The organism is Trinickia violacea, from assembly GCF_005280735.1.
In the GTDB taxonomy this organism is placed as follows: Bacteria; Pseudomonadota; Gammaproteobacteria; order Burkholderiales; family Burkholderiaceae; genus Trinickia_A; species Trinickia_A violacea.
The window spans coordinates 1,895,615-1,912,555 of sequence record NZ_CP040077.1 but is presented as its reverse complement, the minus strand read 5'-3'; the positions used below and the strand labels follow the sequence as shown (position 1 = coordinate 1,912,555).

The following is a 16,941-nucleotide window of genomic DNA, read 5'->3' as shown; positions in this document are numbered from 1 at the left end:
TACGAAGCAGAAAAGATCGACATGGAAGCGGAACGTCTCAACGCGATCGAAAGCTCTCTCGCGGACCTGCGCCATCGCGCAGGCGAGCTACGGGGGTATCTTTGACTACGACGCCAAAGCGTCACGGCTAGCCGAAGTCAACAAGGAACTCGAAGACCCGAACGTCTGGAACGACTCGAAGCACGCCCAGGCACTCGGCAAGGAAAAGAAGCTGCTCGACGGCGTCGTGATGACGCTCACGGCGCTCGATAACGACCTGCGCGACACGCAGGACCTCTTCGACATGGCCCGCGAGGAAGGCGACGACGACACGCTCGCCGCCTGCGAAGCCGATGCCGGCGGACTGGAGCAGCGCGTCGCCGACATGGAATTCCGCCGGATGTTCTCGAACCCGGCCGACCCGAACAACGCGTTCATCGACATTCAAGCCGGCGCCGGCGGCACCGAAGCGTGCGACTGGGCGTCGATGCTCTTGCGCCAGTATCTGCGCTACTGCGAGCGCAAGGGCTTCAAGACGGAAGTGCTCGAAGAATCGGAAGGCGACGTCGCCGGCATCAAGAGCGCGACGATCAAGGTCGAAGGCGAGTACGCGTACGGCTTTTTGCGCACCGAAACCGGCATTCACCGCCTCGTGCGCAAGTCGCCGTTCGACTCGTCGGGCGGCCGTCACACGTCGTTCTCGTCGGTGTTCGTGTACCCCGAGATCGACGATTCGTTCGAGGTCGACGTCAATCCGGCGGATTTGCGCATCGATACGTTCCGCGCCTCGGGCGCGGGCGGCCAGCACATCAACAAGACCGATTCGGCCGTGCGGATTACGCACATGCCGAGCGGCATCGTCGTGCAGTGCCAGAACGACCGCTCGCAGCACCGCAACCGCGCCGAGGCGATGGCGATGCTGAAATCGCGCCTCTACGAAGCGGAAATGCGCAAGCGCCAGTCCGAACAGGACAAGCTCGAATCGAGCAAGTCCGATGTGGGCTGGGGCCACCAGATCCGTTCGTACGTGCTCGACAACAGCCGCATCAAGGATCTGCGCACCAACGTCGAAATCAGCAACACCAAGAGCGTGCTCGACGGCGATCTCGACGAATTCATCAGCGCCAGCCTCAAGCAAGGCGTTTAAGTTCAAATATTCAATTCATCATGACCGAATCGACCCAGCCGAGCGCCGTGCCTGCCGCCCTTCCCGAGCAGGACGACAACCAGATCATCGCCGAGCGCCGCGAGAAACTGCGTGCGCTGCGCGAGCGCGGCGTGGCGTTTCCTAACGACTTCCGTCCGACGCATCAAGCCGGCGACCTGCAGGCGGACTACGCCGACACCGACAAGGACGCGCTCGACGCGACCGCGCTCGACGTGGCCGTCGCCGGCCGCATGATGCTCAAGCGCGTGATGGGCAAAGCAAGCTTCGCGACCGTGCGCGACGGCTCGGGCCAGATCCAATTCTTCGTCACGCCTGCGGACGTCGGCGAAGAAACGTATGAAGCCTTCAAGAAGTGGGACCTCGGCGACATCGTCGCGGCGCGCGGCGTGCTCTTTCGCACCAACAAGGGCGAGCTGTCGGTGCGCTGCACCGAGCTGCGTCTCTTGTCGAAGGCGCTGCGCCCGCTGCCGGACAAGTTCCACGGCCTCGCCGACCAGGAAATGCGCTATCGGCAGCGCTACGTCGACCTGATCGTCACGCCCGAGGCGCGCAAGACGTTCGTCGCGCGTACGAAGGCGGTGTCGTCGATCCGCAAGTTCATGTCGGATGCGAACTTCATGGAAGTCGAGACGCCGATGCTGCACCCGATCCCGGGGGGAGCTGCGGCCAAGCCGTTCGTCACGCACCACAATGCGCTCGATATGCAGATGTTTCTGCGCATCGCCCCCGAGCTTTATTTGAAGCGGCTGATCGTCGGCGGCTTCGAGCGCGTGTTCGAGATCAACCGGAATTTCCGTAACGAAGGCGTGTCGCCGCGTCACAATCCGGAATTCACGATGATGGAGTTCTACGCCGCGTACACCGAGTACACGTGGCTCATGGACTTCACCGAGCAACTGATCCGCCAGGCCGCGATCGACGCGCTCGGTACCGCAACGATCACCTACCAGGGTCGCGAGCTCGATCTCGCGAAGCCGTTCCATCGCTTGACGATCACGCAGGCGATCCAGAAGTACGCGCCGCAATACACCGACGGCCAGCTGTCGGATGCCGCCTTCGTGCGCACCGAGCTGAAGAAGTTCGGCGTCGACACGAACCAGCCGGCGTTCCTGAACGCCGGCCTCGGCGCACTACAGCTCGCGCTCTTCGAAGAGACCGCCGAGTCCCAGTTGTGGGAGCCGACCTACATCGTCGACTACCCGATCGAAGTGTCGCCGCTCGCGCGCGCATCGGACACGCGCGAGGGCATCACCGAGCGCTTCGAGCTGTTCATGACCGGCCGCGAAATCGCGAACGGCTTCTCGGAGCTGAACGATCCGGAAGATCAGGCCGCGCGCTTCAAGAAGCAAGTCGAGCAGAAGGACGCCGGCGACGAAGAAGCGATGTTCTTCGACGCCGACTACATCCGCGCGCTCGAATACGGCATGCCCCCGACGGGCGGCTGCGGCATCGGCATCGACCGCCTCGTGATGCTCTTGACCGATAGCCCGAGCATCCGCGACGTGATCCTCTTCCCGCACCTGCGCCGCGAAGATTGATGCATTGTTAATGCTGACATTTGTAACTGTCGGTAAATGCTGCCCGATGCGGTCTGTCGGGCAGTTTTCTTTTGTGTTTTCGACCCTCGAACGACCGTGATTTCACGAGGAGGCGGCATAAGCTTGTGAGGCGGGCCGGTTGGAAACGGTTACAAATGGAAACGCAACCGGGAGCCATTTGGCGGAGACTATGGTCGTAGCTAAATCGACTCTGCTCAGACGGAGGTTCCCAAATGGATAACCAAAGCGCACCGACCACACCGCGTCGCCGACTTCACCCGCTCATCGCCACTGCGGCGGCGGGCGTCATTGTCGCGAGCCTCGCCGCCACCGCGGCGATCACGGGCTTGTTCCCGAAGGCATCGAGTTCCGACGCGCAGGATAACCAGACGCAGGCCGCGGCGGTGACGGCACAACCGCAAGGCGTGGTCGATTCGTCCGCGCCGGCCACGCTGCCGGCCAATGGCCAAGCGAGCCAGCAAGTAGCGCAGCAGGCCGCGCCCCCTCAAGAGCAGCCGCAAACGATGGCTCAGCAGCCCGCCGCTCCCGCTGAGCCGGCCGCGCCCGCTCAGCAAGCAGAGCAACCTGCACTGCCGCAGTACGGCCAGCAGCCGGCGCAACCTCAGTACACACAGCAACCACAGTACGCACAACAGCCGCAACAGCAGCCTGCCCCTGCCTACTGCGCGACCTGCGGGACCGTTGTAGCGGTCGTGCCGATCAAGAAGGAAGGCCATGGCACCGGCGTCGGCGCAGTCGGCGGCGCAGTGGCTGGCGGCGTCGTCGGCAATATGTTCGGCCACGGTACCGGCCGCGCCGCGATGACGGTGCTCGGCGCAGTCGGCGGCGGCTTCGCCGGCAACGCGGTCGAAAAGCATCTGCGCAGCGAAACCGACTATCAGGTCCGCGTGAAGATGGAAAACGGCCATACGCGCTACTTCACGTATCGTGAAGCGCCGCCGTTCCAGCAAGGCGAGCGCGTGCACATCGAAAACGGCACGCTTGTCGCAGGTTGAACCGCGCAGGCTGAACCGGTCGAGCGGCCCCGCCGCTCGCCGCCATGAAAATGCCGCTTCGCAAACGCGAAGCGGCATTTTCTTTGTCAGCCCGCTGCCGAATCGAAATTATTCGGCTGCGTCTTCGATCCAGGCCAGCTGGATCGCCTCGAGAATCTTCTCGCTCGATCGATTGGGATCGTCGTCAAAGCCCTCTAGCTCGGTGACCCAGCGATGTAAATCGGTGAACCGCACATATTGCGGATCGATATCCGTGTGCTTGTCGGTCAAGGCCATCGCGATTTCTTGCGTATCGGTCCACTTCATGGCTTCTCGCTCCTTCGTTCAGTGATTTTCCTTCGCGTGGTTGATCGAATAACGCGGAATCTCGACGACGAGATCCTCGCTTTCCGGCACAAGCGTCTGACACGACAGCCGCGAGGTCGGCTCGAGCCCCCAAGCCTTGTCGAGCAAATCGTCTTCGTCCTCTTCGGACGGCGTCAGCGCGTCGAACCCTTCGCGCACGATCACATGACACGTGGTGCAAGCGCAAGACTTTTCGCATGCGTGCTCGATTTCGATACCGTGCTCGAGCAGGCTGTCACACACGCTCTTGCCCGGCACGGCGTCGATCACGGCCCCTTCCGGGCACAGTTCGACGTGAGGCAGCACAACGATTTGAGGCATACGAATTCCGTTTTGACTATGATGTGCCAGGGCGCCACGGCGCCACGGCGTGTGTTGCCGGCGGCATCATTCATTCACCGCCGATGAATTCATCCGGCGCGTTTCAGATCTCGTCCAGCTTGCGGCCCGTCAGCGCGAGCCGAATGCCCTTGTCCATGCGGCGCGCGGCGAACTCGTCGGTTTGCTCCGCAAGCGCCTTCGTTGCCGCTTCGATCGCACCGGCATCGTCGCCTTCGGCGAGCGTGCGCAGGCCGTTAAGCGCGGCATCGACTTGCGCGCGTTCGTCGCTGTCGAGCAGCTCGCCGTCCGCGGCGAGTGCCGCCTCGGTCGCTTCCAGCAGGCGCTTCGCTTCGACTTGCGCTTCACGCAGCGCGCGTGCGCGCATGTCGATTTCCGCAGTCTTGAAGCTCTCTTCGAGCATGCGCGCGACGTCATCGTCAGCCAGTCCGTATGACGGCTTGACGACAACCGACGCCTCCACACCCGAATGCTGCTCGCGCGCGAACACCGACAGCAAGCCGTCCGCATCGACCTGATACGTCACGCGAATGCGCGCCGCGCCCGCTGCCATCGGCGGGATGCCGCGCAGCTCGAAGCGCGCGAGCGATCGGCAATCGGATACCAATTCGCGCTCGCCCTGGACGACGTGGATCGCCATCGCGGTCTGGCCGTCCTTGAAGGTCGTGAAATCCTGCGCGCGTGCAACCGGAATCGTCGAATTGCGCGGGATGATTTTTTCGGTGAGCCCGCCCATCGTCTCGACACCGAGCGAGAGCGGAATCACGTCGAGCAACAGCCAGTCGTCGCCTTCGGCGCCGCGGTTGCCCGCGAGCAGATCGGCCTGGATCGCCGCGCCGAGCGCGACCACCTGATCCGGATCGAGATTGACGAGCGGCGGCTGACCGAAGAACGCTTCGACCGCGCGCCGGATCACCGGCATGCGCGTCGCGCCGCCGACCAGCACCACGCCCTTGACTTCCTTCGGTGCGATCTTCGCATCGCGCAGTGCCTTCTTCGTGGGCCCGAGGGTGCGTTGCACGAGGTCTTGCACGAGATCGGCGAATTCGGTTTCGTCGACCGTGACGTCGAGCTTCGCGCCGCTCGACAGCGTGGCTTGAAGCTTCGCGTTCGGCGCCGCCGACAACGCCTCCTTCGTCTCGCGCACGCGGTCGAGCAGCATACGCACGTCTTCCGGCGTCAGGCCCTTCGCGTCGATGCCCGCCTTCGCGAGCGCACGGCGGAACAGCGCGTGATCGAAGTCGTCGCCGCCAAGCGCGGAATCGCCGCCTGCCGCCAGCACTTCGAACACGCCCTTCGTGAGCTTCAGGATCGACAGGTCGAACGTGCCGCCGCCGAGGTCGTACACCGCGTAGAGTCCTTCCGCGGCATTGTCGAGACCGTAGGCGATCGCGGCCGCGGTCGGCTCGTTCAGCAGACGCAGCACGTTCAGGCCCGCGAGGCGCGCGGCGTCCTTGGTCGCCTGACGCTGCGCTTCGTCGAAATAAGCGGGCACGGTGATCACCGCGCCGACGAGTTCGTCGCCGAGCGAATCTTCGGCGCGCTGGCGCAGCGTCGCGAGAATCTCGGCGGACACTTCGACCGGGCTCTTCACGCCGTCGACGGTGCGGATCTGGACCATGCCGGGCGCGTCGACGAAGTCATAGGGCGCGTTCTCGTGGCCCTCGACCTCTTCCTTGCCGCGCCCCATGAAACGCTTGACCGACACGATCGTATTGCGCGGATCGGAGGCCGCCTCCGCCTTCGCGACGTGGCCGATGCGCCGGCCGCCCTTCTCCAGATAGCGGACGACCGAGGGCAGCAGCACATGGCCGTGCTCGTCGGGCAGCACTTCGGGGATGCTGCTGCGTACCGCGGCGACGAGCGAGTTCGTCGTGCCGAGATCGATACCGACAGCGAGGCGCCGCTGATGTGGCGCGGGCGCCATGCCGGGTTCGGAAATTTGCAGTAAAGCCATCAGTACTCTTCGGGGTTCATGTGTCCCCGCCATTATCGCGTTGCCGGGCGACGAGCGCTGGACGTTCGGTCGCCGACTTGCCGCGCGGTTTCGTCAATGTTCGTCAGTGTTCGAGTCTTTCGATTTGCGTGCCGATTTCCGCCGCAACGCGTTCGATGAACATCAATTGCCGCACCGCCTCTGCCGCCGCCTGGTCTGCGCCGTTGTCGAGCAATGCCGCGAGCTTGGTGAAACGCACGCGCTCTTCGTCGCGCAATTCGGTGAGAAGCGCATCGAGTGCGTCGACGTTCTTCGCCGCCGCCGCATCTTCAACGCCCTCGCGCCACTCCATCTGCTGCATCAGGAACGCCGGCTCCATCGCCGTATTGCTTTCCATTGCGACATCGACGCCGCGAATCGACAGCAGATAGATCGCGCGCTTCAACGGATCGCGCAGCGTGCGATACGCCTCGTTCGCGCGGGTCGCCCATTGCATCGCGATGCGCTTTTGGGCGTCGCCGGCCGCCGCGAAGCGGTCCGGATGCACCTGGGTCTGCACGGTGCGGTACGCGTGCTCGAGCGTGTCCGCGTCGAGCGTGTAGCGCGCCGGCAGTTGAAACAGGTCGAAGTGGCTGTCGCTGATCGATGCCATCGGATTACGTTGTCGGTTGTAAATGGGAGGCCGGCAAACAAAAAGGCGGCCCGCGCCGCCTCTTTCCCGCTCGAGCTCTGCATGAGACCTGAGTCAGTGCTCTGCATGGGGCCGGAGTAAGTGCTGAAGCACTAACTCCGGCCGACAGCTAAAGCGCCAACTCCAGCCGACCGCCTCGATTAGACGCGAAACGATTCGCCGCAGCCGCACTCGTCCTTCACGTTCGGGTTGTTGAACTTGAAGCCCTCGTTCAACCCCTCGCGCGCGAAGTCGAGTTCGGTGCCGTCGATATACGCCAGGCTCTTCGGATCGACCACGACCTTCACGCCGTTGCTCTCGAACACCTGATCTTCCGGTGCGAGCTCATCGACATATTCGAGTTTGTAGGCGAGACCGGAGCAACCGGTCGTGCGTACGCCGAGCCGCAGCCCGAGCCCCTTGCCCCGTCGCGTCAGGTATTTCTGCACGTGCTGTGCAGCTTTATCGGTCAATGTGATTGCCATAGCGTTCTTCTCGTCCCGCGGCCCGCCGGTCAGGCGACCTGTTGCTTCGCTTCGTCCGACGCTTGCTCACCGCCGTGGCGCTGCTTGTAGTCGGCGACAGCCGCCTTGATGGCGTCTTCCGCGAGGATCGAACAGTGGATCTTCACCGGCGGCAGCGCGAGCTCTTCGGCGATCTGCGTGTTCTTGATCGAGAGCGCCTGGTCAAGCGTCTTGCCCTTCACCCATTCGGTGACAAGCGAGCTCGACGCGATCGCCGAACCGCAGCCGTACGTCTTGAACTTCGCGTCTTCGATGACGCCATCGGCGCCGACGCGAATCTGCAGCTTCATCACGTCGCCGCACGCGGGCGCGCCGACCATGCCGGTGCCGACCGCATCGTCGTCCTTCGCGAACGTGCCGACGTTGCGCGGGTTTTCGTAATGGTCCAGAACTTTGTTGCTGTAAGACATGGTCACACTCCTTGATTCGATTCAGCGTGCATTCGATCACGACGTCCGGGTTGCCAGCGCCTCTTTAGTGCGCGGCCCACTTGATCGTCGACAGATCGATGCCGTCCTGATGCATTTCCCAAAGCGGCGACAGATCGCGCAGTTTTGCAATCTTGCCCTTCAACAGATTGACGACGTACTCGACATCCTGTTCCGTCGTGAAGCGGCCGACCGTAAAGCGGATCGAGCTGTGCGCGAGCTCGTCGTTGCGGCCGAGCGCGCGCAGAACGTACGACGGCTCCAGCGAGGCCGACGTGCACGCCGAACCCGACGACACCGCGACATCCTTGATCGCCATGATCAGCGACTCGCCTTCGACGAAATTGAAGCTGATGTTCAAGTTGTGCGGAATGCGCTGTTCCATGTCGCCGTTGACGTAGACCTCGTCGATCTCCGAGAGGCCGCGCAGCAGCTTGTCGCGCAGCATCCGCACGCGCTCGTTTTCCGTCGCCATTTCTTCGCGCGCGATCCGGAACGCTTCGCCCATGCCGACGATCTGATGCGTCGCCAGCGTGCCCGAGCGCATGCCGCGCTCGTGGCCGCCGCCGTGCATTTGCGCTTCGATGCGCACGCGCGGCTTGCGGCGCACATACAGCGCGCCGATGCCCTTCGGGCCATAAGTCTTGTGCGCCGAGAACGACATCAGGTCGACCTTGAGCTTGGCAAGGTCGATCTCGACCTTGCCCGTCGCCTGCGCCGCATCGACGTGGAAAATGATGCCTTTTTCACGGCAGATTTCGCCGATCGTCGCGATGTCCTGAATCACGCCGACCTCATTGTTCACGAACATCACCGAAACCAGAATCGTGTCCGGGCGCACCGCGGCCTTGAACACGTCGAGATCGACGAGGCCATCGGCCTTCACGTCCAGGTACGTGACGTCGAAGCCTTCGCGCTCGAGCTCGCGGGCGGTGTCGAGCACGGCCTTGTGCTCGGTCTTCACCGTGATGATGTGCTTGCCCTTGCTCTTGTAGAAGTGGGCTGCGCCCTTGATCGCGAGGTTGTCCGATTCGGTCGCGCCCGAGGTCCAGATGATTTCGCGCGGATCTGCATTGACGAGCGCAGCGACATTCTCGCGCGCTTCTTCCACAGCCCGTTCGGCGTCCCAGCCGTACGAGTGGCTGCGCGAAGCCGGGTTGCCGAATTGTTCGCGCAGATATGGGATCATTTTGTCCACCACGCGCGGATCGACAGGCGTCGTCGCGCTGTAGTCCATGTAAATGGGCAGGTGGGGAATATCGTTATTCATCAATCGCTCCGGGAAATCAATGCACAGCTCAACGGCTGACGGTTCGGCTCTGTGGGGAATGAGCGCTTACGAACTCGCCATATTGAAAACGGAATTCGGTCCTTTCGGCACCACCCGCGGCGGCTCGACGGCCGGCGGCTCGGTGCGCCGATCGCGCAGCACGGCGGGCGCGCCTTCGCGCGAGCGCTGCTGGTCGACCAGGTCTTTCAGCGAGACGGAGTCGAGGTACTCGACCATCTTCTGATTGAGCGTGGCCCACAGCTCGTGCGTCATGCAGTGGCCGTCGTGCGTCTTCGTGCCTTCGCACGAGCCCTTGCCGCCGCATTGCGTGGCATCGAGCGGCTCGTCGACGGCGATGATGATGTCGGCCACCGTGACGTCTTCCGCGCGGCGGGCGAGGTTGTACCCGCCGCCCGGTCCGCGCACGGACTCGACGATTTCATGACGGCGCAGCTTGCCGAATAGCTGCTCGAGATACGAGAGCGAGATGCGCTGGCGCTGGCTGATGCCGGCGAGCGTCACCGGGCCCTGCTCTTGGCGCAGTGCCAAGTCGATCATCGCCGTGACGGCGAAACGGCCTTTCGTGGTCAGTCTCATAATGTCGGGGGACAGCAATCTTGACGATTTTGGTCAAGTATAAATACATGACCAAATTAGTCAAGTATCCCTATCTCAATTCGGGTTATTCGCAAAGCAGCTGATTAATTCGCAGCCGCCAGCCTTGTGCGCAAATCGGCGAGCAAGCCCTGGCACGCCTCTTCACATTGATCGAGCACCTGCTCGAACCCTTGGGCGCCGCCGAAGTAAGGGTCTGAAACCTCGAGGCTTTCCGCTCGCGCCGCATATTCCATCAACAAGTGCACCTTGTGCCGATACTCCGGCGGACACAGCTCGTGCAATTCGCGCAGATTCGCGTCGTCCATTGCCAGCAGCAGGTCGAAGCGTTCGAAATCGGCTTTGCCGATCTGACGGCCGCGCAGCGCCGACAGATCGTAACCACGTTGCCGCGCGGCGCCCTGCGCCCGCGCATCCGGTGCCTCGCCGACGTGCCAGTTGCCGGTGCCCGCCGAGTCGACAACGATCTGCGCCGCCAATCCGGCCGCTTCGATCTGCGCGCGCATCACCGCCTCGGCGGTGGGCGAACGGCAGATGTTGCCGAGGCAGACGAAGCAGATTGCAACAGATTTCATCGATGGCGATTCAGGTTGGAACAACGGCAAGTTCAGGCAGACGGGCGATTATACAAAGGCGCGCCATTCCGCGCGCGGCACCGAAACGTCGATCACGACGCTTCCGATGCCCCGAATGACACGTTGCGGTGCACCGCGGGCAACTCTTTTGCCGTGCCGTCCGTGATGTAGCCGTAGGAAACCGTGCGGGCCAGCTCGGCCGTCACCTCGTGAGCCGCGAGCGGCGCGTGCTGGGCGGCATCGCCGTATGCGTGCAGATAAGCGACTGCGGCGAGCGGCACGATGACCGCCAGCGGCCAGTAAATCGATATTTTCTTTTTCATGATGTGCTCTCTCTCGGGAATGGCGCGAGGTACCAACCCATGGCGCCGAGTCCAAATTCTATAGACAGCACCTATCGAGAAAAAGCACTGGATAGCGAATAGAGTGTTGCGCTGGGACAAACAATCGCGGTATAGGCGCGGAACCCAGCGGCGGCGAAACCTAGCGTTGACGAGATGCGCGGCGGGCGGGGTCGAAGCCTGCGGCAGCCGACGCAGGATCAGCCGATGTGGCTGCGTTGCGCCGCGTACAGCTCGCGGAACGTCCGTCCGACCGGCGCCGGCATATCGCGCGTCGCCGTCCAGCCCTGGGCGAGCGGCAGGCGCGATATCGCACGCCGCTGCCCGCCGGCGCGTTCGAGCACCCGCACCGCAAGCTTCGTCACGAGGTTGTACAGGCCCGGCCGCAGCGCGAGAAAGCCCCAGACCGCGAGCCCGGCCCGCTCGCGCCACGGTCGCAAATGCCGCTCCATTTGCTTTTCGCGCAGCTTGCGCAACAAGTCAGAAAGCGGGATCCCCACCGGACAGACGCTATTGCACTCGCCGCACAGCGTCGCGGCTTGCGGCAGGTCCAGCGCCTTGTCGAGACCGACGTAGCTCGGCGTCAGCACCGAGCCCATCGGCCCGGGATACACCCATCCATAGGCATGGCCGCCGACCTTCTGATACACGGGACAATGATTCATGCACGCGCCGCAGCGGATGCAGCGCAGCATCTCCTGAAACTCCCCGCCGATCAGCCCCGTGCGGCCGCCGTCGACCAGCACGACGTACATATGCTCGGGGCCATCCTGATCGCCCGCCGCGCGCGGGCCCGTCAGCAAGGAGAAGTAATTCGACGTGGTCTGTCCTGTCGCCGAGCGCGGCAGCAGACGCATCGCGGTGGCGAGGTCTTCGAGCGTCGGCAGCACTTTTTCGATGCCCGTCACGGCGACATGCACGCGCGGCATCACCGTGCACATCCCTTCGTTGCCTTCGTTCGTCACGACCGCAACCGAGCCGGTCTCGGCGATCACGAAATTGCCGCCGGTCACGCCCATGTCCGCCGACATGAAATGCGGACGCAGCACTTCGCGCGCCTCGCGCGTCATCTGCGTGATTTCCGTGAGGCGCGCGCGCCCGTGCGTTTTTGCGAACAGGTCCGCAATCTCTTCCTTGTCCTTGTGGACGACGGGCGCAATGATGTGGCTCGGCGGCTCGTTATCGTTGATCTGCAGGATGTATTCGCCAAGGTCGGTCTCGATCGACTGCACGCCCATTTCGCCGAGCACCGCGTTCAGGCGCATCTCCTCGGACACCATCGACTTCGTCTTGATCACCTTCTTGACGTCGTGCTGCTTCGCGATGTCGGCGACGAGCCGCGCCGCCTCCTGCGTCGTTTCCGCGAACAGCACCGTGACGCCGCGCCGCGTCGCTTCGCGCTCGAACGTTTCCAGCCAGACGTCGAGATTTTCCAGCGCGCGGTCGCGGCGCGCCTTCAGCGCCGCGCGCGTCGCGGGGAAATCGATCGCGGTCATCGCGCTCGCGCGCGCCGAGACGAACTTCGTCGACAGCTTGGTCAGGTTCTGCTGGAGACGCTGGTCGGCGAGCTTCTGGCCCGCGCGCGCCTTGAATTGCATCGATTGGACTTGCATGAGGCGGCCTTGGAAAGAAGGTGGGAAGCGGGAAGCGCGGCGGCGGCGAGCGGATCTATGCGTCGCCCGCGAGGACCTGCGCGATGTGCAGCACGCGCGTCGTGGTATCGCCGTTGCGCCTCAGGCGCCCTTCTATATTGAGCATGCAGCCGAGGTCGCCGAGCACGACTGCGCCGGCGCCGCTTGCTTGGATATTCGCGCATTTCTCGTCGACGATCGCTGTCGAGATGTTGCCGTACTTCACGGCGAACGTTCCGCCGAAGCCGCAGCAGTGCTCGCAGCCCTTCATTTCGGCGACCGCCACGCCAGCTTGGGCAAGCAGCGCGCGCGGCTGAGCCTTCACACCAAGCTCTCTCAAGCCCGAGCACGAATCGTGATACGTGACCGTTCCCTCGAACCCGAGCGGGCCCAGCTCGATCTTCGCGACGTTGACGAGGAAATCGGTCAGCTCAAAGACTTTCGGACGCAGCCGCCCGTAGCGGCTCATCAGTTCGGGATCGTCGCGGAACAAGTCACCGTAATGCACGCCAACCATGCCGCCGCACGAGCCTGACGGCACCACGACGTAATCGAATTGCTCGAACTCGCGCAGCATCTTTTCGGCGAGATCGCGCGCGAGGCGCCGGTCGCCGGAGTTATAGGCAGGTTGCCCGCAGCAGGTCTGCGCAGGCGGAACGACGACTTCGAAACCCGCGCGCTCGATCAGCTTGATGACGGAAAACCCGATTTCCGGGCGCATCAGGTCAATCAGGCAGGTGACGAACAATCCGACTCGCATAGCCCCTCCTTCGAGAAAACATCTGCGATTATCCGCTGTTTGCTTCGCATCTCCAACGCCAAAGCACCGCGGAAAGCCCGAATCGACGACCCGAGATTTCATTCAAACGCCGTTCGCTTTTTTCACGATACGAGATACAATCGATTTTCCCGCTGTTGACGCGTCAAACGATTTTTCACGATGAGCGAAACGAATCCGGATTCCAAAACGTCGATTCAGGTCATCGAGCGCATGATGCGCCTGCTGGACGCCCTCGCCTCCCATACCGACCCGGTCAGCCTCAAGGAACTGGCGCAGCGCACCGAGCTGCATCCGTCGACGGCTCACCGCATTCTGAACGACATGGTGACCTGCCGGCTGGTGGACCGCTCCGACCCCGGCACCTACCGGCTCGGCATGCGCCTGTTGGAACTCGGCAATCTCGTCAAAGCGCGCCTTTCCGTGCGTGACGCGGCGCTGCAGCCGATGCGCGAGCTGCACCGGCTGACGGGGCAAACCGTCAACCTGTCGGTGCGGCAAGGCGACGAAATCGTCTACATCGAGCGCGCCTATTCGGAGCGCTCGGGCATGCAGGTGGTGCGTGCAATCGGCGGACGCGCGCCGCTGCATTTGACTTCCGTCGGCAAGCTGTTTCTCGCGGCCGACGAATCCTCGCGAGTCCGTGCCTACGCGACGCGCACCGGTCTTTCGGGACATACGCAAAACAGCATTACGGATCTCTCGAAGCTCGAGCGTGAACTGCTGCACGTTCGGCAGCATGCCTGCGCACGCGACAACGAAGAGCTTGAATTAGGCGTGCGCTGCATCGCCGCAGGGATTTACGACGATACGGGCAAGCTGGTCGCGGGCTTGTCGCTCTCGGCGCCGGCCGACCGGCTGCAGGACGCGTGGCTCGGTCAGTTGAGCCAAACCGCACTCGTGATTTCTGAATCGCTTGGCTATCGGCCTGAAGCGGCGCAGCCGGACGCTCACAAGCGCGCCTGACGGGCACTACTAGCCCGCAAAAACAAAGCCCCGCGATTGCGGGGCTTTGTTTTTTTCAGTCAGGAGCGCACTCGAATCACGTGCCGCTGCCGCTCGCATCGGCGCTGGTAATGCGCTGAGCACCGCCTGCATCGAGCCAATTGCGCACGCGCGTCGCGTCGGCGAATCGCGAGTACTTGCCCGACGAATCCAGCAACACCATGATCACCGGACGGCCTTCGATCGTCGCCTGCATCACGAGGCACTCACCCGCTTCGTTGATGAAGCCCGTCTTCTGCAGGCCGATATCCCAAGTCGGATTGCGCACCAGCGCATTCGTGTTGCGATAGGGGATCGTGCGCTTCCCGGTGAAGACGTCGTAGCTCTCGTCGGTCGAGAACTTGCGGATCAGCGGATATTGATAGGCCGCGTTGACCATCTTCACGAGATCGCGCGCGCTCGACACGTTCTCGCTCGTCAAGCCGGACGGGCTCTCGAAGTGCGTATCGGTCATGTCGAGCTGCTTCGCCTTATCGTTCATCGCCTGGAGGAACGCCGGGCGGCCACCCGGGTAGTAGCGCGACAGCGCCGCGGCCGCGCGGTTTTCCGACGCCATCAGCGCGATATGCAGCATGTCTTCGCGCGAAAGCACCGAGCCGACCGACAGGCGCGAGCCCGTGTTCTTGATGTAGTCGCGATCCTCATCGGTGACTTCGATCTGATCGGTCATCGGCAGCTTCGAGTCGAGCACGACCATCGCCGTCATCAGCTTCGTGACGGATGCGATCGGCACGACTGCGCGCGAGTTCTTGTCGAACAGCGTTTCGCCGGTGTTCTGGTCGACGACGTAGGCTACGCTCGAGCGCAAGGCGAGCGCATCTGGCGTGTCGCGCAGGCCAAACGCCTGCCCGACCGATTGCTGACGCGGCGCAAATGCGACCTTGCGCACTGCAGTGTGGCGGCCATGCGCGTCTACTGTGTAGGAAACCCGCTTCTTCTTCGATTCGACGCGAACCGGCGCCTGGTCGCTCTGCGCGGACGCAGCTTTCTCGGCTTTCGACGATTTTCGCGTCGCGTCCGAAGCGACTTTCTTCTTGTGCAGCTTGGCGGGTTTCGACGGCGCGGCCGTCGCGGGAGCCGAAGCATCGGCGGATGCGGCGAAGGCATTGACCGGAGCGGCAAGCGCTGCGGCAATGATCATCGAGGTGGCGACCGACATCGCGGTGCTTAGCGCCACGCCTTGCATCACTTTGATCGACGAAAACATTTCGGTCTTCATTGGTGTTCTGAATAGAGCGGGCGAGAGTTTTCCCGCCAGTGTAGTAAAGCTACGAAAAATAAGCAATATTAAGCACTTATCGAGTGTACTTAAACCCACTTATAAGCACCGATTGTAAAAAACCAATAACTGCTATGTAAGCAATCAAAAATATTGATCGCCGGGGTGCAACAACGCTCGCCGGCACGGCCATCGGCCCAGTCCAGCCTGCATAGGTGCGCTATCCCTACAGGCGGTGCCTCACCGATAACACTTATCCGCATATCGGCAATGCCGACGTTAACTTGAGCAGGGGAAAACACGGATCGCGCCGATGGTACAACGAACTGTCGGCTCGCGAAGTCCGCCGGGCGGCCTCCCATGCCGAATCTTAAGCGTCTGTTGCAAATCCCAAGGCGCGCGCATTCGACCGGGCAGTTTTCTTAACGTTCAATGTCAATCTTCGGTTTACGCCCCAAATTCGCCCGCCACAATCAGATACTCTTCCGCCAACGCCGCTCCGTCGCAGGGCACAAACGATGTCAATCTCGTGAAGCGACCCATTCCGCATAGACTTAAAGCATTGTTTTCTAGATAAATTCTCGATATTGTGCGTCGCACAAAATATGCTTGACATTTGTGCACGTCATCCTAAAATGGAACCCATTGTTGCGACGCACAATGCATCGCGCTTGAAGCTGTTTTCATCTCGTTTTGCTGTCAACCCAACGATCTGCGCCAGACAGATCAAATCCAGGAGCGTAAACATGACTCTGCTGACCCCTGAGCAATTTGCCGCAGCACAGAAGGCCAACCTCGAAGCTCTCTTCGGTCTGACGAACAAGGCGTTCGAAGGCGTTGAAAAGCTGGTTGAGCTGAACCTGCAAGTCGTGAAGTCGACGCTCGCGGAAGGCCAGGAAAACGCACAACGCGCGCTGTCGGTCAAAGACGCGCAAGAACTCCTCGCGCTTCAAGCCAGCCTGACGCAGCCGGTGGCCGAAAAGGTTCTGTCGTACGGCCGTCACCTGTATGAAATCGCGTCGGCTACGCAAGCCGAATTCGCGAAGGTCGCGGAAGCCCAATACGAAGAGCAAAACCGCAAGGTCCAAGCGCTCGTCGAGAACGTCGCGAAGAACGCGCCGGCCGGCTCGGAAACCGCTGTCGCCGTGATGAAGTCGGCTATCACCGCCGCCAACACGACGTACGAAACGGTTCACAAGGCAACGAAGCAAGCAGTCGAAATCGCGGAAAGCAACTTCAACGCCGCCGCTACGGCCGCCACGAAGGCTGCTCAGCAAGCCGCTTCGCAAGCTTCGCGCGCAGCGAAGAAGCCGGCTGCCTAAAGCTAGTCCGCGCCCGCGGCTTTCATCGCGGGCGCCAACGCTCAGTATCGTAAGCAATAGCGCAGCCTATCTGGATCTCCCAAGCGGATAGGTTGCCCAGAGCCCCGATACGGCAAGCAGCGTATCGTTACACCGGCCCATGGGCCGGTTCTTTTTTGCCCGCTCGCTTCGCGAATGCCGCAACTCGGAGCGTGTCGGGAACGAAACGCTGAAAACGGAAACGGCGCGCCCATTGCTGGGCG

18 protein-coding genes are annotated in these 16,941 nt (G+C 62.5%); 5 read left to right on the top strand and 13 right to left on the bottom strand.

The window, feature by feature from the left end; translation table 11 throughout:
- Positions 1-21: 21 nt before the first annotated feature.
- The 3 genes from prfB (at position 22) to FAZ95_RS08595 (ending at position 3,701) form a co-directional block, all read left to right on the top strand.
- A protein-coding gene (gene prfB / locus FAZ95_RS08605) for a peptide chain release factor 2 (protein ID WP_137332064.1) occupies positions 22-1,126 on the top strand; the annotation gives its coding sequence in 2 pieces (ribosomal slippage) (positions 22-102 and positions 104-1,126; 1,104 coding nt in all).
- 20 nt (positions 1,127-1,146) lie between these two features.
- On the top strand, positions 1,147-2,685 hold the full coding sequence (gene lysS, locus FAZ95_RS08600) for a lysine--tRNA ligase (RefSeq protein ID WP_137332063.1): 1,539 nt from the start codon (positions 1,147-1,149) through the stop codon (positions 2,683-2,685).
- A gap of 233 nt (positions 2,686-2,918) precedes the next feature.
- Positions 2,919-3,701, top strand: a complete 783-nt coding sequence (locus tag FAZ95_RS08595; protein WP_137332062.1) for an outer membrane lipoprotein — start codon at positions 2,919-2,921, stop codon at positions 3,699-3,701.
- Between the two features lie 108 nt (positions 3,702-3,809).
- Here FAZ95_RS08595 and iscX read toward each other — a convergent pair whose 3' ends face one another.
- From iscX to FAZ95_RS08535, 12 genes are all read right to left on the bottom strand, one after another.
- Entirely contained in the window at positions 3,810-4,007 is a 198-nt protein-coding gene (gene iscX / locus FAZ95_RS08590; protein WP_137332061.1) for a Fe-S cluster assembly protein IscX, read from the bottom strand.
- 18 nt (positions 4,008-4,025) lie between these two features.
- Positions 4,026-4,367 (bottom strand): ISC system 2Fe-2S type ferredoxin, encoded by a 342-nt coding sequence (gene fdx / locus FAZ95_RS08585; RefSeq protein WP_137332060.1) that lies wholly within the window; start codon positions 4,365-4,367, stop codon positions 4,026-4,028.
- Positions 4,368-4,470: 103 nt separating this feature from the next.
- Positions 4,471-6,342, bottom strand: a complete 1,872-nt coding sequence (hscA, locus tag FAZ95_RS08580) for a Fe-S protein assembly chaperone HscA (protein WP_137332059.1) — start codon at positions 6,340-6,342, stop codon at positions 4,471-4,473.
- A gap of 103 nt (positions 6,343-6,445) precedes the next feature.
- Positions 6,446-6,973, bottom strand: a complete 528-nt coding sequence (hscB, locus tag FAZ95_RS08575) for a Fe-S protein assembly co-chaperone HscB (protein ID WP_137332058.1) — start codon at positions 6,971-6,973, stop codon at positions 6,446-6,448.
- Between the two features lie 179 nt (positions 6,974-7,152).
- Positions 7,153-7,476, bottom strand: coding sequence for an iron-sulfur cluster assembly protein IscA (iscA, locus tag FAZ95_RS08570; RefSeq protein ID WP_137332057.1), 324 nt, complete (start codon positions 7,474-7,476; stop codon positions 7,153-7,155).
- A 29-nt stretch (positions 7,477-7,505) separates the two neighbouring features.
- Complete coding sequence (gene iscU / locus FAZ95_RS08565) at positions 7,506-7,925, bottom strand: Fe-S cluster assembly scaffold IscU (protein ID WP_137332056.1); 420 nt, start codon at positions 7,923-7,925, stop codon at positions 7,506-7,508.
- A gap of 64 nt (positions 7,926-7,989) precedes the next feature.
- The gene (locus FAZ95_RS08560; RefSeq protein ID WP_137332055.1) at positions 7,990-9,213 is read right to left on the bottom strand and encodes an IscS subfamily cysteine desulfurase; all 1,224 of its coding nucleotides are present in this window, start codon (positions 9,211-9,213) and stop codon (positions 7,990-7,992) included.
- A gap of 66 nt (positions 9,214-9,279) precedes the next feature.
- Complete coding sequence (gene iscR, locus FAZ95_RS08555; RefSeq protein WP_137332054.1) at positions 9,280-9,810, bottom strand: Fe-S cluster assembly transcriptional regulator IscR; 531 nt, start codon at positions 9,808-9,810, stop codon at positions 9,280-9,282.
- Between the two features lie 104 nt (positions 9,811-9,914).
- Positions 9,915-10,403, bottom strand: coding sequence for a low molecular weight protein-tyrosine-phosphatase (locus FAZ95_RS08550; protein WP_137332053.1), 489 nt, complete (start codon positions 10,401-10,403; stop codon positions 9,915-9,917).
- Positions 10,404-10,495: 92 nt separating this feature from the next.
- Positions 10,496-10,726 (bottom strand): hypothetical protein, encoded by a 231-nt coding sequence (locus tag FAZ95_RS08545; RefSeq protein WP_137332052.1) that lies wholly within the window; start codon positions 10,724-10,726, stop codon positions 10,496-10,498.
- Positions 10,727-10,944: 218 nt separating this feature from the next.
- Complete coding sequence (locus tag FAZ95_RS08540) at positions 10,945-12,357, bottom strand: lactate utilization protein B (RefSeq protein WP_137332051.1); 1,413 nt, start codon at positions 12,355-12,357, stop codon at positions 10,945-10,947.
- A gap of 55 nt (positions 12,358-12,412) precedes the next feature.
- Positions 12,413-13,135 carry a (Fe-S)-binding protein gene (locus FAZ95_RS08535; protein ID WP_137332050.1) on the bottom strand — a complete coding sequence of 241 codons (723 nt, stop codon included), beginning with the start codon at positions 13,133-13,135 and terminating at the stop codon, positions 12,413-12,415.
- 180 nt (positions 13,136-13,315) lie between these two features.
- On the opposite strand from FAZ95_RS08535, the gene FAZ95_RS08530 reads away from it, so the two are divergent.
- Positions 13,316-14,119, top strand: a complete 804-nt coding sequence (locus tag FAZ95_RS08530) for an IclR family transcriptional regulator (protein WP_137332049.1) — start codon at positions 13,316-13,318, stop codon at positions 14,117-14,119.
- A gap of 76 nt (positions 14,120-14,195) precedes the next feature.
- Here FAZ95_RS08530 and pbpG read toward each other — a convergent pair whose 3' ends face one another.
- The gene (gene pbpG / locus FAZ95_RS08525) at positions 14,196-15,377 is read right to left on the bottom strand and encodes a D-alanyl-D-alanine endopeptidase (RefSeq protein WP_137332048.1); all 1,182 of its coding nucleotides are present in this window, start codon (positions 15,375-15,377) and stop codon (positions 14,196-14,198) included.
- Between the two features lie 746 nt (positions 15,378-16,123).
- On the opposite strand from pbpG, the gene FAZ95_RS08520 reads away from it, so the two are divergent.
- Positions 16,124-16,699 (top strand): phasin family protein, encoded by a 576-nt coding sequence (locus FAZ95_RS08520; RefSeq protein ID WP_137332047.1) that lies wholly within the window; start codon positions 16,124-16,126, stop codon positions 16,697-16,699.
- Positions 16,700-16,941: the final 242 nt, after the last annotated feature.

Excerpts from the sequence above, each read along its gene's own strand:
- lysS (WP_137332063.1), top strand. The coding sequence starts at position 1,147 with ATGACCGAATCGACCCAGCCGAGCGCCGTGCCTGCCGCCCTTCCCGAG.
- FAZ95_RS08595 (WP_137332062.1), top strand. The coding sequence starts at position 2,919 with ATGGATAACCAAAGCGCACCGACCACACCGCGTCGCCGACTTCACCCG.
- iscX (WP_137332061.1), bottom strand. The coding sequence starts at position 4,007 with ATGAAGTGGACCGATACGCAAGAAATCGCGATGGCCTTGACCGACAAG.
- fdx (WP_137332060.1), bottom strand. The coding sequence starts at position 4,367 with ATGCCTCAAATCGTTGTGCTGCCTCACGTCGAACTGTGCCCGGAAGGG.
- hscA (WP_137332059.1), bottom strand. The coding sequence starts at position 6,342 with ATGGCTTTACTGCAAATTTCCGAACCCGGCATGGCGCCCGCGCCACAT.
- hscB (WP_137332058.1), bottom strand. The coding sequence starts at position 6,973 with ATGGCATCGATCAGCGACAGCCACTTCGACCTGTTTCAACTGCCGGCG.
- iscA (WP_137332057.1), bottom strand. The coding sequence starts at position 7,476 with ATGGCAATCACATTGACCGATAAAGCTGCACAGCACGTGCAGAAATAC.
- iscU (WP_137332056.1), bottom strand. The coding sequence starts at position 7,925 with ATGTCTTACAGCAACAAAGTTCTGGACCATTACGAAAACCCGCGCAAC.
- FAZ95_RS08560 (WP_137332055.1), bottom strand. The coding sequence starts at position 9,213 with ATGAATAACGATATTCCCCACCTGCCCATTTACATGGACTACAGCGCG.
- iscR (WP_137332054.1), bottom strand. The coding sequence starts at position 9,810 with ATGAGACTGACCACGAAAGGCCGTTTCGCCGTCACGGCGATGATCGAC.
- FAZ95_RS08550 (WP_137332053.1), bottom strand. The coding sequence starts at position 10,403 with ATGAAATCTGTTGCAATCTGCTTCGTCTGCCTCGGCAACATCTGCCGT.
- FAZ95_RS08545 (WP_137332052.1), bottom strand. The coding sequence starts at position 10,726 with ATGAAAAAGAAAATATCGATTTACTGGCCGCTGGCGGTCATCGTGCCG.
- FAZ95_RS08540 (WP_137332051.1), bottom strand. The coding sequence starts at position 12,357 with ATGCAAGTCCAATCGATGCAATTCAAGGCGCGCGCGGGCCAGAAGCTC.
- FAZ95_RS08535 (WP_137332050.1), bottom strand. The coding sequence starts at position 13,135 with ATGCGAGTCGGATTGTTCGTCACCTGCCTGATTGACCTGATGCGCCCG.
- FAZ95_RS08530 (WP_137332049.1), top strand. The coding sequence starts at position 13,316 with ATGAGCGAAACGAATCCGGATTCCAAAACGTCGATTCAGGTCATCGAG.
- pbpG (WP_137332048.1), bottom strand. The coding sequence starts at position 15,377 with ATGAAGACCGAAATGTTTTCGTCGATCAAAGTGATGCAAGGCGTGGCG.
- FAZ95_RS08520 (WP_137332047.1), top strand. The coding sequence starts at position 16,124 with ATGACTCTGCTGACCCCTGAGCAATTTGCCGCAGCACAGAAGGCCAAC.